This is a genomic window from Citrobacter freundii ATCC 8090 = MTCC 1658 = NBRC 12681, from assembly GCF_011064845.1.
GTDB classification, from domain to species: Bacteria; Pseudomonadota; Gammaproteobacteria; order Enterobacterales; family Enterobacteriaceae; genus Citrobacter; species Citrobacter freundii.
In genome coordinates, this window is sequence record NZ_CP049015.1 from 1,128,050 (window position 1) to 1,150,984 (window position 22,935).

Genomic DNA, 22,935 nt, shown 5'->3' on the forward strand with positions numbered 1-22,935 from the left:
CGGCCGGTTAGTGAATTATGCCAGCTATCAATCAGATGATCCGCATAACTGTGATCCACTTCACCTCCCGGCCACCAAAATCTCCTGCGACTCGACGCCGTCCTCTATCTGTTTCGCCACCTTTTGTAAGGCCGGAAGGTGCTTTTCTGCCGCCTGTTCGATGGTCATGGCACTGGCCATATACACCAGATTCAGGCAGCCGATCACCCGCTGTTCGCTACGGATGGGGACAGCGATAGAAGCGATTTTCTCCTCCTGATCCCAGCCGCGAAAGTTCTGGCCAAAACCGTCTTTTCGCGCCCGGGTTAAAATGGCATTGAGCTTCAGCGGTTCGCGCGCAAGCTGGAACTCTTCTCCTGGTCGGGAGGCCAGCATTTCAATCAGTTCCTGACGTTCATTCTCCGGACAGAATGCCAGCCAGGTCAGGCCGGATGCGGTTTTCAGCAATGGCAAACGACGCCCGACCATCGCCCGGTGAAACGACAGGCGGCTGAAGCGGTGGGTTGTTTCACGTACCACCATCGCGTCCACATCCAGCGTGGAAACGTCGGTCGGCCAGATGACCTCGCGCAGCAAATCCCCCAGCAGCGGGGCGGCGAGTGCGGAAATCCACTGCTCGTCACGAAATCCCTCGCTGAGCTGGCGGACTTTAATGGTTAAGCGAAAGCTGTCATCGGACAGGCTGCGCCGAACGTAACCCTCATCTTGCAGGGTTTCCAGCAGCCGTCTGACCGTGGTGCGATGCAGGCCGCTTAACTCAGCAAGTAAGCCAACACTGGCCCCACCATCGAGCCGGTTTAACATATTTAATAACATTAATCCGCGCGTTAATCCGCGTACGGTTTTGTACTCAGTGCTCTCGTCATTTTTCATATTCATTGACAAATCTACAGGTAAAACAACGTTGTGCACTTAGTGCACATCCAGGCATGTTTTGATTGTAGCGCAAAAACTCACTCCTATACTGACCGCACAACAAAAAATTATTCACATATTTTTAACAAAACAAGTTGCGCCTCACCAGGGTCCGCAATTGCGTTTTGTCCGAGTCGTGAGGTTCTGAAATGACAACAAAAAACCCGGATATCCAACCCGCTGTGCAGCACACCGTGCAGGTGGCGATTGCCGGTGCCGGCCCGGTGGGGCTAATGATGGCCAACTATCTTGGCCAGATGGGCATTGAGGTATTGGTAGTGGAGAAGCTCGACACGCTGATCGACTATCCCCGAGCCATTGGCATTGACGATGAAGCGTTGCGCACCATGCAGTCTGTGGGGCTGGTCGAGCGCGTTTTGCCGCACACCACGCCGTGGCACGCGATGCGCTTTCTCACGCCGAAAGGCCGCTGCTTTGCTGATATCCAGCCGATGACCGACGAATTTGGCTGGTCGCGCCGCAATGCGTTTATTCAACCACAGGTGGATGCGGTGATGTTGGAAGGGCTGTCGCGTTTTCCCAACGTGCGCTGCCTGTTCTCCCGCGAACTGGAGGCCTTCAGCCAGCAAAACGGCGAAGTGACGCTGAATCTGAAAACGCCGGACGGTCAACGTGAAACGGTGAAGGCCCAGTGGCTGGTGGCCTGCGACGGCGGCGGCAGTAACGTCAGACGCTCGCTGAATGTGCCGTTTGAAGGCAAAACCGCGCCGAATCAGTGGATTGTGGTGGATATCGCCAACGATCCGCTCAGCACACCGCATGTGTATCTGTGCTGCGATCCGGTGCGCCCGTATGTCTCCGCTGCGCTGCCGCACGCGGTGCGTCGCTTTGAATTTATGGTGATGCCGGGGGAAACCGAAGCGCAGCTCAGTGAACCGCAGAATATGCGTCAGCTTTTGAGCAAAGTGCTGCCGAACCCGGACAACGTCGAACTGATCCGCCAGCGCGTGTATACCCATAACGCCCGTCTGGCCGAACGTTTTCGCATTGACCGCGTGCTGCTGGCGGGCGATGCGGCGCACATTATGCCGGTCTGGCAGGGGCAGGGGTACAACAGCGGCATGCGCGATGCTTTCAATCTGGCGTGGAAACTGGCGCTGGTCATTAAGGGCAAAGCCGGTGATGAGCTGCTGGATACCTACCAGCAGGAACGCCGCGACCACGCCAAAGCGATGATCGATCTCTCCGTGACCGCTGGCAACGTGCTGGCGCCGCCAAAACGCTGGCACGGCGCGGTGCGCGACGGGGTTTCCTGGCTGCTGAATTATATTCCGCCGGTCAAACGCTACTTCCTCGAAATGCGCTTTAAGCCGATGCCGCAATACCATGTTGGAGCACTGGTGTGTGAGGGTGACGCGAGAACGTCTCCGGTCGGCAAGATGTTTATCCAGCCGAAGGTGACGCTGGAATCGGGCGAAGTGACGCTGCTCGACAACGTTATTGGACCGAATTTCGCGGTGATTGGCTGGGGCTGTAACCCGCTATGGGGCATGAACGAGGCGCAGATCCAACAGTGGCAGGCGCTGGGGACGCGTTTTATCCAGGTCGTGCCGGATACGCAGATACATACCGATCAGGATAACCACGACGGCGTTACCCGCATTGGTGATACGCAAAACCGCCTGCGCGCGTGGTTTGCCCAGCACAACGCCGCGCTGGTGGTAATGCGCCCGGACCGCTTCGTGGCCGCCATCGCCATTCCGCAAACCCTGGGTAGTACCCTGAATAAACTGGCGTCGGTGATGACACTTACCCGCGCTACTGCCGATATTCCTGTTGAAAAGGTGGCCTGATATGCACGCTTATCTTCACTGTCTTTCCCACTCGCCGCTGGTGGGCTATGTCGACCCGGCTCAGGCTGTGCTTGACGAGGTTAACGGCGTGATCGCCAGCGCCCGGGCGCGTATTGCGGCGTTCGACCCGGAACTTGTAGTGCTGTTTGCCCCCGATCACTACAACGGTTTTTTTTACGATGTGATGCCGCCGTTCTGTTTAGGCGTGAGAGCCACGGCGATCGGTGATTTCGGCAGCGCGGCGGGGGAACTGCCGGTGCCGACAGATCTCGCTGAAGCCTGCGCCCACGCGGTGATGAAAAGCGGCATCGATCTTGCCGTGTCCTACAACATGCAGGTCGATCACGGCTTCGCGCAGCCGCTGGAGTTTTTGCTCGGCGGTCTGGATAAGGTGCCGGTGTTGCCGGTGTTTATTAACGGCGTCGCCACGCCGCTGCCGGGCTTTCAGCGTACCCGCATGCTCGGTGAAGCGATTGGCCGTTTCGCCAGCTCGCTGAATAAGCGCGTGCTGTTTTTAGGCTCCGGTGGTCTATCGCATCAACCGCCGGTCCCGGAGCTGGCGAAGGCTGATGCCCATATGCGTGACCGCCTGCTCGGCAGCGGCAAACAGTTACCTGAAAACGAGCGCGAGCTGCGCCAGCAGCGGGTGATCAGCGCCGCCGAGAAGTTCGTGGCCGATCAAAACACGCTGCATCCGCTGAACCCTGTCTGGGATAACCGCTTTATGAGCCTGCTTGAGCAGGGGCGTTTGCAGGAGCTGGACGCGGTCAGTAACGAAGAGCTGTCCGTGATGGCGGGCAAATCAACGCACGAAGTTAAAACCTGGGTTGCCGCCTTTGCCGCCATTTCTGCCTTTGGTAGCTGGCGTAGTGAAGGCCGTTATTACCGCCCGATCCCGGAGTGGATCGCCGGATTCGGCTCCCTGAGCGCTACCACACAGAACTGAAACAGAACTGAATATGCAGGAGAACATCATGACTTACCAACCGCAAACCGAAGCCGCTACCAGTCGTTTTCTGGAGGTGCAGGAAGCAGGCGAAACACTACGCGTGCATTTCAATGACTGTGGACAGGGTGAAGAGACCGTCGTGCTGCTGCACGGCTCCGGTCCTGGCGCGACGGGCTGGGCAAACTTCAGCCGCAATATTGATCCGCTGGTACAGGCCGGATACCGGGTGATCCTGCTGGATTGTCCTGGCTGGGGCAAAAGCGATGGGATCGTTAACCGCGGTTCGCGATCTGATCTCAACGCTCGCATCCTGAAAAGCGTTGTCGATCAATTGGATATTCAAACAGTCCACTTGCTGGGTAACTCGATGGGCGGTCACAGTGCTGTCGCGTTTACCCTGAGCTGGCCGGAGCGCGTGGGCAAACTGGTGTTAATGGGCGGCGGAACGGGCGGCATGAGTCTGTTTACCCCGATGCCGACCGAAGGTATCAAGCGCCTGAATCAGCTGTACCGCGAGCCGACCATCGAGAACCTGAAGCTGATGATGGAGATCTTTGTCTTCGACACCAGCGACCTGACCGAGGCATTGTTTGAGGCACGCCTGAATAACATGCTGTCGCGTCGCGATCACCTGGAAAACTTTGTCCAGAGTCTGGAGGCCAACCCGAAACAGTTCCCGGATTTCAGCCCGCGTCTGGGTGAAATCAAAGCCCAGACCCTGATTGTCTGGGGACGCAATGACCGCTTTGTGCCGATGGATGCCGGTCTGCGCCTGCTCTCCGGAATTGCCGGTTCTGAGCTGCATATCTACCGCGACTGCGGACACTGGGCGCAGTGGGAGCATGCGGATGCCTTTAACCAACTGGTGCTGAACTTCCTCGCACGCCCTTAAGGAACGGACATGACGAATCATAATCTTGAGCAGTTGGCCGCCGATTTACGTCAGGCTGAAGAAAAAGGGGAAGCTATCGCCCCACTGCGTGAATTGATTGGTGTGGACAACGGCGAAGCGGCCTACGCCATTCAACGCATCAACGTGCAGTATGAAGTGGCGCGCGGGCGTCGCGTGGTCGGGCGCAAAGTAGGGCTGACACACCCGAAAGTGCAGCAGCAGCTTGGCGTCGATCAGCCGGACTTCGGTACGCTGTTTGCCGACATGTGCTACGGCGATAACGACAACATTGCGTTTGAGCGCGTGCTGCAACCGCGTATTGAAGCGGAAATCGCGCTGGTGCTGAACCGCGATCTGCCCAATGCCGACACTACCTTTGACGAGCTGTATAACGCCATCGAGTGGGTGCTGCCCGCGCTGGAAGTGGTCGGCAGCCGTATCCGTGACTGGTCAATCAAGTTTGTTGATACCGTGGCGGATAACGCCTCCTGCGGGGTGTATGTGGTCGGCGGCCCGGCACAGCGTCCGGCAGGATTAGATCTGAAAAACTGCGCGATGAAAATGACGCGCAACAACGAAGAGGTTTCCAGCGGACGCGGCAGCGAATGCCTGGGACATCCGATCAACGCCGCCGTCTGGCTGGCGCGCAAAATGGCCAGCCTCGGCGAGCCGCTACGTGCCGGAGATATCATTCTCACCGGAGCGTTAGGCCCGATGGTGGCGGTGAATGCGGGCGATCGTTTCGAGGCCCATATCGACGGTATTGGTTCAGTTGCCGCCACTTTTTCAGCGGCGGTTACAAGAGGAAGTCAGTCATGAGTAAGCGTAAAGTCGCCATTATCGGCTCCGGCAACATCGGTACCGATTTGATGATAAAAATTCTGCGTCACGGGAAGCATCTGGAAATGGCGGTGATGGTCGGTATCGATCCAGATTCTGATGGTCTGGCGCGTGCCCGACGCATGGGCGTTGCCACCACCCATGAAGGGGTGACAGGGCTTATCGCCATGCCGGAATTCGCCGACATCGACATTGTTTTTGATGCCACCAGCGCAGGCGCGCATGTGAAGAACGACGCCGCGCTGCGCGCCGTTAAACCAGCGATCCGCCTGATCGACCTGACGCCCGCGGCAATCGGCCCGTACTGCGTGCCTGTGGTGAATCTGGAGGCCAACGTTGATCAGCAGAACGTTAATATGGTGACCTGCGGCGGGCAGGCGACTATCCCGATGGTGGCGGCAGTTTCTCGCGTGGCAAAAGTGCATTACGCCGAAATTATCGCCTCGATAGCCAGTAAATCTGCGGGTCCAGGCACGCGCGCTAATATCGATGAGTTTACCGAAACCACCTCGAAGGCGATTGAAGTGGTTGGCGGCGCGGCAAAAGGTAAAGCGATTATCGTCCTTAATCCAGCCGAGCCGCCGCTGATGATGCGCGACACGGTGTATGTGCTGAGCGAAGCGGCCTCTGAGGTTGAAGTTGAAGCATCGATTAATGAGATGGCGGCGGCGGTGCAGGCGTACGTGCCGGGCTATCGTCTGAAACAGCGTGTCCAGTTTGAAGTCATCCCGCAGGATAAACCGGTCAATCTGCCGGGCATCGGCCAGTTCTCCGGGCTGAAAACCGCGGTGTATCTGGAAGTGGAAGGCGCGGCGCACTATTTACCTGCCTATGCGGGCAACCTCGACATTATGACCTCCAGCGCGCTGGCGACCGCTGAGAAAATGGCGCAGTCACTCACTCGTCAGGCAGGAGAAGCAGCATGAACGGTAAAAAACTCTATATCTCTGACGTGACCCTGCGCGACGGCATGCACGCCATTCGTCATCAATATTCGCTGGAAAACGTGCGCCAGATTGCCAAAGCGCTGGACGACGCGAGGGTGGATTCCATTGAGGTGGCGCACGGCGACGGTCTGCAGGGTTCCAGTTTTAACTATGGCTTTGGCGCGCACAGCGACCTGGAGTGGATTGAAGCGGCGGCGGACGTGGTCAAGCACGCCAAGATCGCCACGCTGCTGTTGCCGGGCATTGGCACGATTCATGACCTGAAAAATGCGTATCAGGCTGGGGCGCGCGTTGTGCGTGTGGCGACCCACTGCACCGAAGCGGACGTGTCGGCCCAGCATATTCAGTATGCGCGTGAACTGGGCATGGACACCGTCGGCTTTCTGATGATGAGTCATATGACCACGCCGGAAAACCTCGCACAGCAGGCGAAACTGATGGAAAACTACGGTGCGACCTGTATCTATGTGGTCGATTCAGGCGGGGCGATGAACATGTCTGATATCCGTGACCGCTTCCGCGCCCTGAAAACGGTGCTGAAGCCGGAAACAGAAACCGGGATGCACGCCCACCACAACCTGAGCCTTGGCGTGGCGAACTCGATTGCTGCGGTAGAAGAGGGTTGTGATCGTATCGATGCCAGCCTGGCCGGTATGGGCGCAGGCGCAGGCAACGCGCCGCTGGAGGTGTTTATCGCCGCGGCGGATAAGCTTGGCTGGCAGCACGGCACCGATCTGTATGCGCTGATGGACGCCGCCGACGATCTGGTGCGTCCGCTGCAGGACCGCCCGGTGCGGGTGGACCGCGAAACGCTGGCGCTGGGCTATGCCGGCGTGTACTCCAGCTTCCTGCGCCACTGCGAAGTGGCGGCGGCGCGTTATGGCCTGAGCGCGGTAGATATTCTGGTTGAACTGGGCAAACGCCGGATGGTGGGCGGCCAGGAAGATATGATCGTCGACGTGGCGTTGGATCTGCGCAACAGAAAATAAAAATGATTACGCGGTTGGCAACGTATCAGCCGCGATTCACCTGCATCGTGACCTCAGAGGTACATCTTATGACTACCCGTACCCCCGCATCCTCATCCCGCCTGACGTTGACCGTCGGGCTGTGTTTTTTAGTCGCCCTGATGGAAGGGCTGGATTTACAGGCCGCCGGGATCGCTGCCGTCGGTATCGCCCATGCGTTTGCATTGGATAAAATGCAGATGGGCTGGATCTTCAGCGCGGGCATTCTTGGGCTGCTGCCCGGCGCGCTGGTGGGCGGCATGCTGGCCGATCGCTATGGCCGCAAACGCATTCTTATTGCCTCCGTGGCGCTGTTCGGCCTGTTCTCACTGGCAACAGCGATATCCTGGGATTTCTCATCGCTGGTGTTTGCTCGCCTGATGACCGGTGTTGGGTTGGGTGCGGCGTTGCCGAACCTGATCGCGCTGACTTCTGAGGCGGCGGGCCCGCGTTTTCGTGGGACGGCGGTGAGCCTGATGTATTGCGGTGTGCCGATTGGCGCGGCGCTGGCGGCAGCGCTCGGGTTTAGCGGTCTGGCCTCTGCCTGGCAAACCGTGTTCTGGGTCGGCGGGGTGATCCCTCTGCTGCTGGTTCCGCTGTTAATGCGCTGGCTGCCGGAATCACAGGTGTATACCCAACAAACGCAGGTGGCTGCCGCGCCGCTGCGCGCCCTGTTTGCACCAACCACCGCGACAGCCACGCTGCTGCTGTGGCTGTGCTATTTCTTCACCCTGCTGGTGGTGTATATGCTGATCAACTGGCTGCCGATGCTGCTGGTCGAGCAGGGCTTTCAGCCCTCGCAGGCAGCAGGAGTGATGTTTGCTCTGCAAATCGGCGCGGCCAGCGGGACGTTAATTCTCGGGGCGTTGATGGACAAACTGCGTCCGGTGATCATGTCGCTGCTGATCTACACCGGGATGTTGGCTTCACTGCTGGCGCTGGGCACGGTATCGTCATTGAGCGGCATGCTGATGGCGGGATTTGTGGCGGGGATGTTTGCCACCGGTGGGCAAAGCGTGTTGTATGCGCTGGCACCGTTGTTTTACAGCACGCAGATCCGCGCCACCGGCGTGGGAACCGCCGTCGCCGTCGGGCGTCTGGGCGCGATGAGTGGTCCGTTGCTGGCAGGAAAAATGTTAGCGCTCGGCACCGGAACGGTAGGGGTGATGGCGGCTTCTGCGCCGGGGATATTGCTGGCAGGGCTGGCGGTATTTATTCTGATGAGCCGCAAATCGCAGATGCCGATCCCTGCCAGCGGTGCTTAAGCGCTCATTCGGTAGTATGAGCAGGGAGATACGGTTCCCACTTCCGGGTGAACGCCAGTCGGTGAGGACGTTGCCAGAGTTTACATAAAGCCTGGCAACGGAGGCGTTATGAGCTGGCGGCCCTTTTTGTATTTGATTATTAATCCCCACCCGATATTAAGCGCCCGGCGCGGGCATCTGCGCCTGGTGCAGGGTTGACTTTGCATTCTGTTAACAAACGCGGTATAACAAACCTTCTTTGGATGTTTAGATGTCCATACGTTTAGAAGGTTACATGCAAACAACACAACAAAATGCGCCACTGAAGCGCACAATGAAAACGCGTCACCTGATAATGCTCTCCTTAGGCGGCGTGATTGGGACAGGGTTATTCTTCAATACCGGGTACATCATCTCCACCACCGGGGCGGCGGGAACGCTGCTGGCTTATCTGATTGGCGCGCTGGTGGTCTGGTTGGTTATGCAGTGTTTGGGCGAGCTGTCGGTCGCGATGCCGGAGACCGGGGCGTTTCACGTCTATGCTGCGCGTTATCTCGGCCCCGCAACGGGATATACCGTGGCCTGGCTCTACTGGCTGACCTGGACTGTAGCGCTGGGTTCGAGTTTTACCGCCGCCGGATTCTGTATGCAGTACTGGTTTCCACAGGTGCCGGTTTGGGTCTGGTGTGTGGTGTTCTGCGCGATTATTTTTGGCCTGAACGTCATCTCCACGCGCTTTTTTGCCGAAGGGGAGTTCTGGTTCTCGCTGGTAAAAGTGGTCACTATCATCGCCTTTATCATCCTCGGCGGGGCGGCGATTTTTGGTTTTATCCCGATGCAGGATGGCTCGCCCGCGCCTGGACTGAGTAATATCACGGCGGAAGGCTGGTTCCCACACGGTGGCTTACCGATCCTGATGACGATGGTGGCGGTGAATTTTGCTTTTTCGGGAACCGAGCTTATCGGTATTGCCGCCGGAGAAACAGAAAACCCGCGCAAGGTCATTCCGGTAGCGATTCGTACCACTATCGCGCGACTGATTATTTTCTTTATCGGCACCGTGTTTGTGCTGGCGGCGCTGATCCCGATGCAGCAGGCGGGCGTGGAGAAAAGCCCGTTTGTGCTGGTGTTTGAGAAGGTGGGGATTCCTTACGCCGCCGATATTTTTAACTTCGTGATCCTGACGGCTATTCTATCCGCGGCGAACTCCGGGCTGTATGCCTCCGGGCGCATGCTGTGGTCGCTGTCAAATGAACGTACGCTACCGGCCTGTTTTGCGCGAGTAACGAAAAATGGCGTGCCGCTGACGGCGCTGTCGGTCAGTATGCTCGGTGGTGTGCTGGCGCTGTTTTCCAGCGTGGTGGCCCCGGATACGGTATTTGTCGCGCTGTCGGCAATCTCCGGATTTGCGGTGGTGGCGGTGTGGCTGAGCATTTGTGCTTCACACTTCGTCTTTCGCCGCCGTCATCTGCAGCAGGGTAAGGCATTGAGTGAATTGCATTATCGCGCGCCGTGGTATCCGCTGGTGCCGGTACTGGGATTTGTGCTGTGTCTGGTGGCTTGTGTCGGGCTGGCATTCGATCCAGCGCAGAGAATTGCGCTGTGGTGCGGGTTACCGTTTGTGGCAGTGTGTTATGGTGCTTATTTCCTTACTCAACCGCGTAAAGCCAAACAGGAGTCCGAACATGTCGCAGAATAATCCGTTAAGCGCCATCCTCGATAAACAGGATTTCCTGTTGCTCGATGGTGCGATGGCGACGGAGCTGGAAGCGCGTGGCTGTAATTTAGCCGATAGCCTGTGGTCAGCCAAAGTGCTGGTCGAAAATCCGGAGCTTATCCGCGAAGTCCATCTCGATTACTACCGGGCGGGGGCGCAATGCGCGATCACCGCTAGCTATCAGGCGACGCCGGCGGGCTTTGCCGCGCGAGATCTGGATGAAGCGCAGTCGAAAGCGCTGATTGGCAAAAGCGTGGAGCTGGCGCGTAAAGCCCGTGAAGCGTATCTGGCCGAGAACCCGCAGGCGGGTACGCTGCTGGTAGCAGGATCGGTCGGGCCTTACGGCGCGTATCTGGCGGATGGTTCTGAATACCGTGGTGATTACCAACGTAGCGCTGAAGAGTTTCAGGCGTTTCACCGCCCGCGCGTGGAAGCCTTGCTGGATGCCGGGGCCGATCTTCTGGCCTGTGAAACCCTGCCAAATTTTGCCGAAATTAGCGCGCTGGCTGAGTTATTGACTGCATATCCGCGTGCGCGGGCGTGGTTCTCATTTACCCTGCGCGACAGCGAGCACCTGAGCGACGGTACGCCGCTGCGTGACGTGGTTGCGTTGCTGGCGGCGGGTTATCCGCAGGTGGTGGCGCTAGGTATTAACTGCATTGCGCTGGAAAACACCACCGCTGCGTTGCAGCATTTACACGGTTTAACGGCGCTGCCGCTGGTGGTGTATCCGAACTCGGGCGAGCAGTATGATGCCGTGAGCAAAACCTGGCATCATCACGGTGAGCATTGTGCGCATCTGGCGGATTATCTGCCGCAGTGGCAGGCCGCTGGCGCACGGTTGATTGGCGGGTGCTGTCGCACCACGCCGAAAGATATTGCCGCGCTAAAAGCGCGAAGCTGAGAGTTTATCGGGCCTACATCGTTCACTGTAGGCCTGATAAGCGCAGCGCATCAGGCATTGCCGGATGGTGGCATAAGCGCCTTATCCGGCCTACAAAGCCACAAAACGTTATGCTGCATCCGCCAGAACAAACATGCCGTACGGATGGATTTCGAGATAATACTGCTCGCCGACGTCCGGCTGTAAACGCGTAGCGTTGACCTGCAATAAGATCTCCTGCCCGTGCCATTCCACCGTGACTTCATACTGGGGGCCCATATAGGCCACGTGGCGGATCACGCAGCGCTGACTCTCTTCGCCGCGATCGCTGAGCGTGATCGCTTCCGGGCGCACGCCGACCATGCCTTCGCCTTGCGTATCAAAGTGCAGCGGGCGCGGCAGGTGGTAACCGTAGATATCAACGTATTGGTCACTGAAGGTGGCCGGGAACAGGTTGGCGTCACCCATAAAACTTGCCATAAAGCGCGAGGCGGGCTGGCGGTAAAGATCCTGTGGTGAACCGATCTGCATGATGTGTCCCTTGTTCATCACCAGCACGGTATCGGAAACCGCAAAGGCTTCGCTTTGATCGTGGGTGACGTACAGCGAGGTGATATCAAACTGCTTTTGCAGTTCGCGGATCTTGTCGCGCATGCTGCGACGCAGGTTGGCGTCGAGGTTACTCAACGGCTCATCAAACAGCAGCACTTTCGGCTTGAGGATCAATGCGCGGGCCAGCGCTACGCGCTGCTGCTGACCGCCGGAGATCTGATCAACATAGCGTTCTTCGAATCCTTCCAGATCGACCATCGCCAGTGCTTCTTTGACACGGGCTTTCACCTCAGCGCGGGACACGCCGAGCATCTTCAGGCCATAACCAACGTTCTCTCCCAGCGACATATGCGGGAACAGGGCATAGGACTGAAACACCATACAGATATCACGCTGCTGAATTGAGCGATGGGTGACGTCTTCGCCATCAATGAAAATCTGCCCTTCGCTCGGTTTTTCCAGCCCGGCGACCAGGCGCAAAATGGTGGTTTTACCACAACCGGACGGGCCGAGCAGCGTCACCATTTGCCCCTGCGGGATGGTGAGGTTGATATTGTCAATTACCGTATTACTGCCAAATCGTTTGGTGACGTTGCGCAGTTCAACGAAATTTTTCTGAGTCATAGTGCGCTCCATTACGCCTGGTTTTTGGCTTTTGAACGGGAGGTACGTGATTCACCGATCAGCCAGTCAAAGATGAAAATAATCGCCAGCATCACCACGATCAGAATGGAACCGTAGGCAATCGCCACACCGTATTCGCCGTCTTCCACTCGGTTAAGGATGTAGGCCGTCGCTACGCGGGTATCCGGCGTGACGAGGAACACAATGGCGCTGACGGTGGTAATGGCGCGCACAAAGCTGTAAATCAGCGCCGAAAGGATCGCCGGGCGTAGCAGCGGCAGCAGGATATGCGTAATGGTACGCAGCGAACCGGCGCGCAGGCTGAGCGAGGCTTCATCCAGTGATTTATCGATCTGGCCTAAGCCCGCGATACCCGCGCGAATGCCGACCGGGACGTTACGCATTACCATCGAGATAATGACAATCGCCGCCGTACCAGTGAGGTACACCGGGGCGCTGTTAAAGGCCAGAATGTACGATACGCCCGCGACGGTGCCTGGAACGGCAAAGCACAGCATGGTGGTGAACTCGATGGTCTTCTTGCCCTTAAACTGTTGGCGCACGACTACCCAGGCGATCAGCAGACCGAAGATGGCGGTGATCGGCGCGGCAATACCGGCGTAGAGCAGGGTGTCGAGCAGTGAAGGCCATGCGCCGTCGCTCATCCCCTGACCGAACAGTTTGGTAAAGTTCGCTAACGTCAGGGTGTAGTCCACGCCCCAGTTAACGGTGAAACTGCCGTAGAAAATGCTGCCGTACAACAGGGCGTTAAAGGCAATCCACACCGCCAGCAGCGCGACCACGCTCCATACCAACGTCACAGGTAACGGTTGCACGTCGCCCCGGTAGGATTTACCGGAAACGGTGACGTATGAGCGTTTACCAATCCACATATATTGCACGCAGAACACCAGCAGTGAGAACAGCAGCAGGAAGGCACCCAGCGTACTGGCGGCCTGGTAGTCGAGCTGCGAACCGGTGATGTAGAAGTAGATTTGCGTTGCCAGCACGTCGAAGTTACCGCCGAGCACCAGCGGGTTACTAAAGTCAGCCAGCGACTGCACAACCACAATCAAAAAGGCGTTCGCCAGCGCTGGTTTCAGCAGCGGGACAAACACGCCGTTAAAGGTCTGCCAGCGGCTGGCACGCAGGGTGTATGACGCTTCTTCCAGCGACGGATGAATGGTTTTAATTGCTCCGTCGAGGATCATAAACGCCATCGGAGTGAAGGCCAGCACCTGCGCCAGCCAGATGCCGGTAAAACCGTACAGCCAGTTGGTGTTGGTTAAGCCAAACCATTCGACCATAAATTCGGTGATGTAGCCGGAGCGTCCCATCATCAGCGTGACGCCTAAACCCACGACAAACGGCGGGGTGACGATCGGCAAAATCGAGAAGATACGTCCGATTATGGCGCTGCGTCTGGCGATCCGGGTGGTATAGATAGCCAGTACCAGACCAAAGAAGGTACAGCCGATGCCGACGGCAATCGACAGCATAATCGAGTTGAGGATCACCTGAATGATATGTGCCTGCGACAGCACATTCATAAACGCCAGCGGGGCAAATTCCCCGGCGTCGTTGGTGAACATCGGAATAAAAATAGCGATACTCGGCCAGACGATAAAAATACCGATTAGCGCGACAATCGCGGTGAGCGAACCGATGACGAAACGGTCGCCGCCCAGCCATTCCAGACGGGTGAGCGCCAGGGTCATGATCGCGCCAAGTGCCACAAACAACACAATGGTGGCATAGCCTAAGCCACGCCCCTCAAGAGTCGCGCTGGCGACGATAAACGCCATACAGAAAAAAGCCCAGCCCGCATCAAGATAATGGCGGCCGCGCTGTTCGCGCCTGGCCTCATGGAACGGACGCACCAGTAGCAGGCTCGGCAGCAGATACCATAACCAACTGATATTGAACTGTGACCAGCCGTAGGCGGCGAGTATTTCCTCGCCTGTCGACTCCAGCAGACCGTAGTCCAGGCTCCAGCTTGGCAACAGGGCAAACGCCAGCCAGCCAAGCAAAACCCAAAGAAATATCGCATCCCGTTTTTTCACGGGATGGAGTGCAAGTGTGTGTGACATAGCGGTTCCGGTATTCCAGGCCGGATGCGGTATTTACGCCGCACCCGGCAAATGATCGCCGATGTAGGCTTATTTACCCATCTTCACTTCGCTGACCCACTTATTGATCAACGCTTTACGCACGTCGGTCGAGCCGTACTTATCCATGTCGTAATTGATAAGTTTCAGGTCGTCGAGCTTCAGCGAGTTAGGAGACGTCTCGGCGGTGGTGTTGGTCAGGATCTGATAGGACTTACCTTTCTTCCACGCCAGTTCCTGGGCATCTTTTGACAGTACCCAGTCAACGAACAGTTTGGCGTTATCGAGGTTGCGCGCGCCTTTCAGAATGCTAACGCCGCCGATCTCATAGCCAGTACCTTCGCACGGTGAAATTAGCTCCAGCGGTGCGCCCTGTTCTTTTTCCAGCGAGTAGTCGTGCAGGAAGCCAATGCCAATCGCCGTTTCGCCACGGGCGGCGTTACGCGCTGGGGCAATGCCTGATTTAGTGTATTGAGAGACGTTGGCGTTGAGCTGTTTCAGGTAGTCAAAGGCCTGATCTTCACCCCACAGCTGGGCAAAAGTCGCCAGCGCGGTATAGGCGGTACCGGAGCTTTGCGGGTCAGCAATCTGGATTTCACCTTTGTATTCCGGTTTGGTCAGATCCTTCCAGCATTTTGGCACCGGCAGGTTTTTCTCTTTCAGGCGCTGGGTATTGACGCCAAAGCCCAGAATACCGACGTAAACCGCCGAGGAGAGATTGCCTTTCACCTTCGCGGGATCGCGGAATTTCTCCATGATCTGTTCGAGATTGGGTGATTTATACGGCTGCAGCAGGCCCATTTCCCCGGCCTGGGACTGCGGATCCAGCGTACCGCCGTACCAGACATCCGCCTGCGGATTTTTCTTCTCGGCATCCACTTTCGCCAGCGTACTGCCCGAGCCGTTGCGAATGAATGAGGTTTTCACATCATATTTTTCACCGAAGGCTTTGGTTTCGGTTTCGCACATCTCGTTAGTGGCGCTGCAATACACCACCAGACGGCCCTGCGCCTGAGCTGCATTGCTGAAGGCTGCCAGCGTCAGAGCGGAGGCAATTAGTGTAGAGGTAAGCGTCAGTTTCATTGTTTTATCCTTTGACTGAGAGAAGGGGTAATGCCTGCAATGAGCAGTGGCATCAGCAATAAACCCATAAAGACAGCGGCGACCGAGAGCAAACTGAACATTCCCGACCAGCCGTAGTGTTCTATGACCAGCGACAGCGGCCAACCCGCCAGCGCGGCCCCCAGATAGGCGAACAGCCCGAGAAAACCGGTAATTGAACCTGCTGCCGCTTTGTGTCCGCACTCCACTGCCGCGAGGCCAATCAGCATCTGTGGGCCAAACACAAAAAAGCCCACCGTAAAGAAACACATTGCCAGTAGCGCGTAGTGGTGCACCGGCGCCAGCCACAGCGCGGCGACGGATACCATCAGCCCCAGCGTGAACAGCAAAATCATCGGCGCACGCTGACCGCTGAACAGCAGATCCGATCCCCATCCGGCAAATAGCGCCCCCAGCAAACCGCCAACTTCAAACAGCATCACCGTGGCATTGGCGCTGAGCAGATTCACGCCGTGGCTTTCCGTCAGCCAGATGTTGCCCCAGTCGTTGAGCGCAATGCGGATCAAATAGACCAATACATACGACACGCCGAGCAGCCAGATCATCGGGTTTTTCAGCATGGTGGTACGTAACATTTGCCACAGCCCCATCGGCGGACTTTGCTGTTCCTGACGCAGCTCCAGCGGGTCATGCCGCCATTCCCCAACCGTCGGTAATCCCTCTTCCTGGGGCGTGCCTTTCAGTTGCAGAGTGAGCCAAATGCCTAACGCCATGCTGATAATCCCCGGTGCCAGCATCGCTGCCTGCCAGCCCCACCAGTGGGCGGCAAAGGCGCTAATCAGCGGGATAACTGCCCCACCAATGTTGATCGACATATTCCAGCAGCCCCACCAGAATCCGCGTTCGTTGCGCGAGTACCAGTGGGTCAGTAGTCGGGCGCAGGGCGGCCAGCCCCAACCCTGGAAAAAACCGTTCAGCGTCCAGACCACCAGCAGCAGCGTCAGCGATTCACCAAAGGCGAACAGCACATTCAAAACACCGGTGGCGAAAAGGCCAATGCCCATAAACGCGCGTTGTCCGTGGCTGTCGTGCCACAGGCCGGCGGTAAATTTCGACAGACCATAGGTCAGGTAAAACAGCGACCCCAACAGACCGATATCGCCTTTATCCAGACCGAGGTCCGTTTGTAGCGCCGGGAGGACGTAGTTAACGCTTTTGCGCGTCAGATAAAACGCTGCGTAACCAATGACCATACACATCAGCAGCCGAGGGCGTAGCGCCCGGTATTGTTGGTCTGTTTCGCTGGCTGGGCGTGCGTGCATGGCTGTCTCCGTTTGTGCTGACTATAGGAAAGTGAAAGCAAAAGAGGATGAGAGAAAGTCCAGAGTGGCTAAGACTTTTTCCTGGTTAGCGGCTGATTTGTTGCAAATTTGTGGGCAGGTTAACAATTACCCGCGTGCCACCGTTTGATTCGAGCGTCAGTTCGCCGCCAAGAGCGCTGACCCGCTCACGCATTCCCTGGATACCGAAACCGGGAATTTTTTCCGGCAGAATACCCACGCCGTTGTCAGCGACGTCCAGAAACAAGCGCTGTTCCTGCTGGCGCAGCGTAATCGACACATCGCTGGCATCGGCATGTTTACAGACGTTATTGAGTAACTCCTGCAACAGGCGATACAGCGTGAAGCGCACCGTTTCGTTTTCTGGCGTATTCTCTAGCTGATAATCAAAGCGGCAGCGAATACCCCGTTCAGCAAAAGCAAATTCATTCACCAGATGATGTAGTGCATCTTTAAAAGACAGTTCATCGAGCGCGGGTGGGCGCAGCTGGCGCAGTAGCTGGCGGGTGGAGTGGTGAATGCGCCGGGCCAGGTCGTTGATCTGATTTGCCGCCTCAAGCGTTTGCTCGCGACCCGGTGCGCGTTTGACCAGTTGTGATTGAATTTGAATGGCGGTGATGTTCTGACCAATCTCGTCGTGCAGTTCCCGCGCCAGGCTTTTGCGCGTGTTTTCTTCGGTGCGGATCAGCTGTTCGGTCAGCGCGCGACGCGCCGCCAGTTCAGTTTCCAGACGCTGGCGATAATGGTGCAGGTTTTGCGCCAGATGCTGCTGGCGGCTGATGGCGATCCCCAGCCCTATGCCGAGCAGCGCCTGGGTGGCGAGGAAAATCTCCAGCTCCAGTAAATTACTGAACCCGACGCCGATTTGCCGGGCGATGGTGATCATCATACTGCCGAGCAATCCGGACAACACGCCGCCCTGCCAGCCAAATTTCCACGCCATCACCACGTTCGGTAAGAACACCACGATCAGCAACAGGCGCTCGATCTCCGGCGACAACACCATCTGGGTGCCGATGCCAATAATAAAAAACAGGCTGCACCAGATGATAAGCGAGGTGCGCAGCGGGGGATTGGTGGTATCCAATCCGAGCAAATGATAGCGGTGCTGCTGGCGCAGAAATTCATAGATCAGATAGACAAACGGCGTCAGCAGCACGCCGCCGGTAAATGACGCCAGGCCAATTAACGTTGCCGGACTTTGGATAAACGGTGAAAGCAGGGCGGTATTGAGCAATGAGGTGAGCGTCACCGCGGCCAGCAGCAGCGTTAAGCGCTGCCAGTAAAGGGGGAAGCGGTGCCAGTATGACTGGCCGATGCTCGCCGGAATCAGGCTAATTAACGGCGCAGCCAGCAGGATATAGCCATTCAATAATTGCTCACTGTGCAGCCAGAACAACATCAGCACCGGCGGCAATACCAGCGCGGGCCAGTAACGGCGAGAAAGCAGGATGAGCAGCGCGAGATAGACGCCGTGTGGCAGGAACAGCGCCGCCTGCTGGCCGTTGTGGGTCAGGTAAAACCCCAGCGTCCACAGCATCAACCAGCCCGATCCCCAGGCCAGCAGAATAAACAGAGAAATAACCCAATGCCGAAGGCTACGCGACATTAATGCCCCGTTAATAGCTGGTGGTCGAGGGCAAAATGCACCAGATCGATGGTGCTGTGGCATTGCAGTTTGCCCAGCACGTTCGCCCGATGAACGTGTACCGTCTTGTGGCTGAGGTCGAGCTTGAAGGCGATCTCTTTTACGCTGTCGCCTTTGACCAACAGCTCAAACACTTCGCGCTCGCGTGGGGTCAGTACTTCCAGTACCTGCGCGGGCTGTTCGCCGCCGCGTAGCGCCCGCAGCGCATCGGCGCACAGGTAATGCCCGCCCATACCGACCGATCGTACCGCCTGCACCAGCTCCTCTGGTCCGCAGCGTTTGGTCAGGTAGCCACTGGCGCCGGCATCCAGCGCACTTTGCACAAACGTGGGTGAGTCATAGATGCTGAGAATGATGGCGCGAAAACCGGGCTTCTGTGCCCGCAGTCGTTTTAACAGGCTCAGACCATTTTCATCCGGCATGGCGATATCCATCACCGCAACGTTGACGTCATCATGCAGAAGTGCAGGCCAGGCCTCCGCTGCGCTGCTGTACTGACCGGTAACGTTGAGATCGTCTTCGAGACTGAGTAATTGCGCAAAGCCGGAACGCACCACCACATGGTCATCCACCAGCACAACATGAATCATGATTTTACTCTCTTGCCTGATAATGGCGTCTATGATGCCGGTCAGCGCCGCGCTGGCAATCATCCAGGTGTAGTTATGTAACGAATGTAACAAAATCGCAATAATTTGCCGGGTGTTGTAGGGCGGATAAGGCGCTTGCGCCGCCATCCGGCAATAGTGCCTGATGGCGCTGCGCTTATCAGGCCTACGAATTCCATCTGTAATGAGCAAAATCGCTAACTATTGCCGCTTTTTTTCTAAAAACGCTTTGTTCTTAGCCAGAATTTTTAATTCCTTTATCAAATTGTGCCGCAACGAAATACTGCCTCCATAACAAGACAGGGGAGCAGACAATCATGGCTATTTCATCGCGTAACGCACTTCTCGGTGCACTGGCATTCATCGCATTTCAGGCGCAGGCGGTGAACGTCACCGTCGCTTATCAGACCTCCGCCGAACCCGCCAAAGTGGCGCAGGCGGATAATACTTTTGCCAAAGAGAGCGGCGCTACCGTTGACTGGCGCAAATTCGACAGCGGCGCGAGCATCGTCCGGGCGCTGGCCTCCGGCGACGTGCAGATCGGTAATCTTGGCTCCAGCCCGCTGGCGGTCGCCGCCAGTCAGCAAGTACCCATTGAAGTTTTTCTGCTGGCGTCAAAGCTTGGTAACTCAGAGGCACTAGTGGTGAAGAAAAACATCAGTAAACCGCAAGATTTGATTGGCAAACGCATTGCGGTGCCGTTTATCTCCACTACCCATTACAGCCTGCTGGCGGCGTTGAAACACTGGGGGATTAAACCCGGTCAGGTGGAGATTGTGAACCTGCAACCACCTGCGATTATTGCCGCATGGCAGCGCGGGGATATTGACGGCGCGTACGTCTGGGCTCCTGCGGTCAATGCACTGGAAAAAGACGGCAAGGTGTTAACCGACTCATCGCAGGTTGGTGAGTGGGGCGCACCGACGCTGGACGTGTGGGTGGTACGCAAAGATTTTGCAGAGAAGCATCCTGAGGTGGTGAAAGCCTTTGCCAAAAGCGCTATCGATGCGCAGCAACCTTATATCGCTAATCCCGATGAGTGGCTGAAGCAGCCGGAGAATATCAGCAAATTGTCGCGTTTAAGCGGCGTGCCGGAAGCGGATGTGCCGGGACTGGTGAAAGGTAACACTTACCTGACGCCGCAACAGCAGACTGCCGAACTGACCGGACCGGTGAACAAAGCCATTATCGACACCGCGCAGTTCCTCAAAGAGCAGGGCAAAGTCCCCGCTGTTGCGACGGATTACAGCCAGTATGTGACCGATCGCTTCGTGCAATAAATAAGGAGGCGCTGATGCTGCAAATCTCTCATCTTGCCGCCAGCTACGGTGGAAAACCGGCGCTGGAGGATATCAACCTGACGCTCGATAGCGGTGAGCTGCTGGTGGTACTCGGACCTTCCGGTTGCGGGAAAACCACATTGTTAAATCTGATTGCCGGATTTGTGCCGTATCAGCATGGCAGCATCACGCTGGCGGGTAACAGGGTTGATGGTCCGGGGGCAGATCGCGGGGTCGTGTTCCAGAATGAAGGTCTGCTGCCCTGGCGTAACGTGCAGGACAACGTGGCTTTTGGTCTGCAGCTGGCGGGGGTGGATAAACCACAGCGTCAGCGTATTGCCCTGGAGATGTTGCAGAAAGTCGGGCTGGAGGACGCGGGCAAACGCTTTATCTGGCAGCTTTCCGGTGGACAGCGGCAGCGCGTCGGCATTGCGCGGGCGCTGGCGGCCAATCCACAGTTGTTGTTGCTGGATGAACCTTTTGGCGCGCTCGACGCCTTTACTCGTGAGCAGATGCAAACCCTGCTGCTGAAGCTGTGGCATGAGACTGGCAAACAGGTGCTGTTGATTACGCACGATATTGAAGAAGCGGTGTTTATGGCGACAGAGCTGGTATTGCTGTCGCCAGGCCCAGGCCGGGTACTGGAGCGTCTGCCGCTGAATTTCGCCCGTCGCTTTGTGGCTGGAGAGTCGAGTCGCAGCATTAAGTCCGATCCGCAGTTTATCGCCATGCGCGAGTACGTGTTAGGTCGAGTCTTTGAACAACGGGAGGCATTTTCATGAGCGTGGTGATTAATGATAAACCCCGTCGCCAGCGCGCGCTCAACTGGCGCTGGCCGTTCTCGCGGCAGATTACCTTAAGCCTTGGTACGTTGGCCGTCATTTTGGCGTTGTGGTGGACGGTGGCGGCGCTGCAGTTAGTCAGTCCGCTGTTTTTACCGCCACCGGGACAGGTTTTACAAAAGCTGATCGTTATTGCCGGTCCGCAGGGATTTATGGACGCCACGCTGTGGCAGCATCTGGCGGCGAGTCTGACACGTATTGTTATCGCGCTGCTGGCGGCGGTGCTGCTGGGCGTTCCGGTTGGAATCGCTATGGGGCTGAGTCCGACGATGCGCGGCATTCTCGATCCGATCATTGAGCTGTATCGTCCGGTTCCGCCCCTGGCCTATCTGCCGCTGATGGTCATTTGGTTTGGCATTGGCGAAACGTCCAAGATCTTGCTTATCTATCTGGCGATTTTTGCCCCTGTAGCGATGTCGGCGCTGGCGGGAGTGAAAAGTGCGCAGCAGGTGAGAGTGCGCGCCGCGCAATCGCTGGGAGCCCGCCGTGCGCAGGTGCTGTGGTTTGTTATTTTGCCGGGGGCATTACCTGAGATCCTCACCGGATTACGGATCGGACTTGGGGTGGGCTGGTCGACGCTGGTGGCGGCAGAGCTGATTGCCGCCACGCGAGGCTTAGGATTTATGGTCCAGTCTGCCGGTGAGTTTCTGGCAACGGATGTGGTGCTGGCGGGGATCGCGGTGATTGCCGTTATCGCGTTTATTTTAGAACTGGGTCTGCGCGCGCTTCAGCGCCGCCTGACGCCCTGGCATGGAGAAGTACAATGAGTGAACGTCTGAGCATAACCCCGCTGGGGCCGTATATTGGCGCACAAATTTCCGGTGCGGATTTGGCGCGTCCGCTGAGCGATAATCAGTTTGAACAGCTTTATCACGCGGTATTGCGCCACCAGGTGGTGTTTCTGCGCGAGCAGGTGATTACGCCGCAACAACAGCGGGCGCTGGCGCTGCGTTTTGGCGATCTGCATATTCACCCGGTCTATCCGCATGCCGAAGGAGTAGAAGAAATTATCGTGCTGGATACCCATAACGATAATCCGCCGGATAACGACAACTGGCACACCGATGTCACCTTTATCGACACGCCGCCTGCCGGGGCGATTTTAGCGGCGAAAGAGCTGCCATCAACCGGGGGCGACACTCTGTGGACCAGTGGGATTGCCGCTTATGAAGCATTGTCTGAGCCGTTCCGTCAGTTGCTGAGTGGCCTGCGGGCAGAGCATGATTTCCGTAAATCATTTCAGGAATATAAATATCGCAAGACCCCAGAGGAGCACCTGCGCTGGCTGGAGGCCGTCGCTAAACATCCACCGTTGCTGCATCCGGTGGTGCGCACGCATCCGGTGAGCGGGAAGCAGGCGCTGTTCGTGAATGAAGGATTTACCACGCGAATTGTTGATGTCACGGAAAAAGAGAGCGAGGCGTTACTGAGCTTTTTGTTCGCGCATATCACCAAACCGGAGTTTCAGGTGCGCTGGCGCTGGCAGCCCAACGATGTGGCGATTTGGGATAATCGCGTGACGCAGCATTATGCGAATGCGGATTATCTGCCGCAGCGGCGCATTATGCATCGGGCAACGATTCTGGGAGATAAGCCGTTTTATCGGGCGTGATGATTACCGGAGACGCTTCACTTGCCGGGCCTACGACCTGTAGGCCCGGTT

Annotated in this window: 20 protein-coding genes; 13 read left to right on the forward strand and 7 right to left on the reverse strand. The window is 57.1% G+C overall.

Features of this window, described 5'->3' with window-relative positions:
- Positions 1–60: 60 nt before the first annotated feature.
- Positions 61–873 (reverse strand): DNA-binding transcriptional regulator, encoded by an 813-nt coding sequence (locus G4551_RS05380; protein ID WP_003838640.1) that lies wholly within the window; start codon positions 871–873, stop codon positions 61–63.
- Positions 874–1,064: 191 nt separating this feature from the next.
- Between G4551_RS05380 and G4551_RS05385 the strand changes: the two genes are divergently transcribed.
- The 9 genes from G4551_RS05385 (at position 1,065) to mmuM (ending at position 11,229) form a co-directional block, all read left to right on the forward strand.
- On the forward strand, positions 1,065–2,729 hold the full coding sequence (locus G4551_RS05385) for a bifunctional 3-(3-hydroxy-phenyl)propionate/3-hydroxycinnamic acid hydroxylase (RefSeq protein ID WP_003838638.1): 1,665 nt from the start codon (positions 1,065–1,067) through the stop codon (positions 2,727–2,729).
- Between the two features lies 1 nt (position 2,730).
- Positions 2,731–3,675 carry a 2,3-dihydroxyphenylpropionate/2,3-dihydroxicinnamic acid 1,2-dioxygenase gene (gene mhpB, locus G4551_RS05390; protein WP_003838634.1) on the forward strand — a complete coding sequence of 315 codons (945 nt, stop codon included), beginning with the start codon at positions 2,731–2,733 and terminating at the stop codon, positions 3,673–3,675.
- 28 nt (positions 3,676–3,703) lie between these two features.
- The gene (gene mhpC, locus G4551_RS05395; RefSeq protein ID WP_016149676.1) at positions 3,704–4,570 is read left to right on the forward strand and encodes a 2-hydroxy-6-oxonona-2,4-dienedioate hydrolase; all 867 of its coding nucleotides are present in this window, start codon (positions 3,704–3,706) and stop codon (positions 4,568–4,570) included.
- Between the two features lie 9 nt (positions 4,571–4,579).
- Positions 4,580–5,389, forward strand: a complete 810-nt coding sequence (mhpD, locus tag G4551_RS05400; protein WP_003838631.1) for a 2-keto-4-pentenoate hydratase — start codon at positions 4,580–4,582, stop codon at positions 5,387–5,389.
- Positions 5,386–6,336, forward strand: coding sequence for an acetaldehyde dehydrogenase (gene mhpF, locus G4551_RS05405; RefSeq protein WP_003838629.1), 951 nt, complete (start codon positions 5,386–5,388; stop codon positions 6,334–6,336). Before mhpD ends, mhpF begins: the two co-directional genes overlap by 4 nt.
- The gene (gene mhpE / locus G4551_RS05410) at positions 6,333–7,346 is read left to right on the forward strand and encodes a 4-hydroxy-2-oxovalerate aldolase (RefSeq protein ID WP_003838627.1); all 1,014 of its coding nucleotides are present in this window, start codon (positions 6,333–6,335) and stop codon (positions 7,344–7,346) included. The genes mhpF and mhpE overlap by 4 nt, the downstream gene beginning before the upstream one ends.
- A 68-nt stretch (positions 7,347–7,414) precedes the next feature.
- A complete protein-coding gene (gene mhpT / locus G4551_RS05415; protein WP_016149678.1) occupies positions 7,415–8,629 on the forward strand; it encodes a 3-(3-hydroxy-phenyl)propionate transporter MhpT in 1,215 nt (404 codons plus the stop codon).
- A 274-nt stretch (positions 8,630–8,903) separates the two neighbouring features.
- Positions 8,904–10,307 (forward strand): S-methylmethionine permease, encoded by a 1,404-nt coding sequence (gene mmuP, locus G4551_RS05420; RefSeq protein WP_003838622.1) that lies wholly within the window; start codon positions 8,904–8,906, stop codon positions 10,305–10,307.
- Positions 10,294–11,229 carry a homocysteine S-methyltransferase gene (mmuM, locus tag G4551_RS05425; protein ID WP_003838620.1) on the forward strand — a complete coding sequence of 312 codons (936 nt, stop codon included), beginning with the start codon at positions 10,294–10,296 and terminating at the stop codon, positions 11,227–11,229. The genes mmuP and mmuM overlap by 14 nt, the downstream gene beginning before the upstream one ends.
- A gap of 108 nt (positions 11,230–11,337) precedes the next feature.
- On the opposite strand, the gene fbpC is transcribed toward mmuM, so the two are convergent.
- From fbpC to G4551_RS05455, 6 genes are all read right to left on the reverse strand, one after another.
- A complete protein-coding gene (fbpC, locus tag G4551_RS05430) occupies positions 11,338–12,384 on the reverse strand; it encodes a ferric ABC transporter ATP-binding protein (protein WP_003838618.1) in 1,047 nt (348 codons plus the stop codon).
- Between the two features lie 11 nt (positions 12,385–12,395).
- Positions 12,396–14,474, reverse strand: coding sequence for an ABC transporter permease (locus tag G4551_RS05435; RefSeq protein ID WP_003838617.1), 2,079 nt, complete (start codon positions 14,472–14,474; stop codon positions 12,396–12,398).
- Positions 14,475–14,543: 69 nt separating this feature from the next.
- Positions 14,544–15,575, reverse strand: coding sequence for an ABC transporter substrate-binding protein (locus G4551_RS05440; RefSeq protein WP_003021397.1), 1,032 nt, complete (start codon positions 15,573–15,575; stop codon positions 14,544–14,546).
- On the reverse strand, positions 15,572–16,876 hold the full coding sequence (uhpC, locus tag G4551_RS05445; RefSeq protein WP_003838614.1) for an MFS transporter family glucose-6-phosphate receptor UhpC: 1,305 nt from the start codon (positions 16,874–16,876) through the stop codon (positions 15,572–15,574). The genes G4551_RS05440 and uhpC overlap by 4 nt, the downstream gene beginning before the upstream one ends.
- A gap of 85 nt (positions 16,877–16,961) precedes the next feature.
- Positions 16,962–18,503, reverse strand: a complete 1,542-nt coding sequence (locus G4551_RS05450) for an MASE1 domain-containing sensor histidine kinase (RefSeq protein ID WP_003838612.1) — start codon at positions 18,501–18,503, stop codon at positions 16,962–16,964.
- Complete coding sequence (locus G4551_RS05455; RefSeq protein WP_003021406.1) at positions 18,503–19,132, reverse strand: response regulator transcription factor; 630 nt, start codon at positions 19,130–19,132, stop codon at positions 18,503–18,505. The genes G4551_RS05450 and G4551_RS05455 overlap by 1 nt, the downstream gene beginning before the upstream one ends.
- Positions 19,133–19,467: 335 nt before the next feature.
- Between G4551_RS05455 and tauA the strand changes: the two genes are divergently transcribed.
- The 4 genes from tauA to tauD are packed head-to-tail and all read left to right on the forward strand — an operon-like array spanning position 19,468 to position 22,884.
- Positions 19,468–20,430: a taurine ABC transporter substrate-binding protein gene (tauA, locus tag G4551_RS05460; protein WP_003838610.1), complete on the forward strand. Its 963-nt coding sequence runs from the start codon at positions 19,468–19,470 to the stop codon at positions 20,428–20,430.
- A 14-nt stretch (positions 20,431–20,444) separates the two neighbouring features.
- Positions 20,445–21,212, forward strand: a complete 768-nt coding sequence (tauB, locus tag G4551_RS05465; protein ID WP_003838608.1) for a taurine ABC transporter ATP-binding subunit — start codon at positions 20,445–20,447, stop codon at positions 21,210–21,212.
- A complete protein-coding gene (tauC, locus tag G4551_RS05470; protein WP_003838606.1) occupies positions 21,209–22,039 on the forward strand; it encodes a taurine ABC transporter permease TauC in 831 nt (276 codons plus the stop codon). The genes tauB and tauC overlap by 4 nt, the downstream gene beginning before the upstream one ends.
- The gene (gene tauD / locus G4551_RS05475; RefSeq protein WP_003021417.1) at positions 22,036–22,884 is read left to right on the forward strand and encodes a taurine dioxygenase; all 849 of its coding nucleotides are present in this window, start codon (positions 22,036–22,038) and stop codon (positions 22,882–22,884) included. The genes tauC and tauD overlap by 4 nt, the downstream gene beginning before the upstream one ends.
- Positions 22,885–22,935 lie beyond the last annotated feature (51 nt).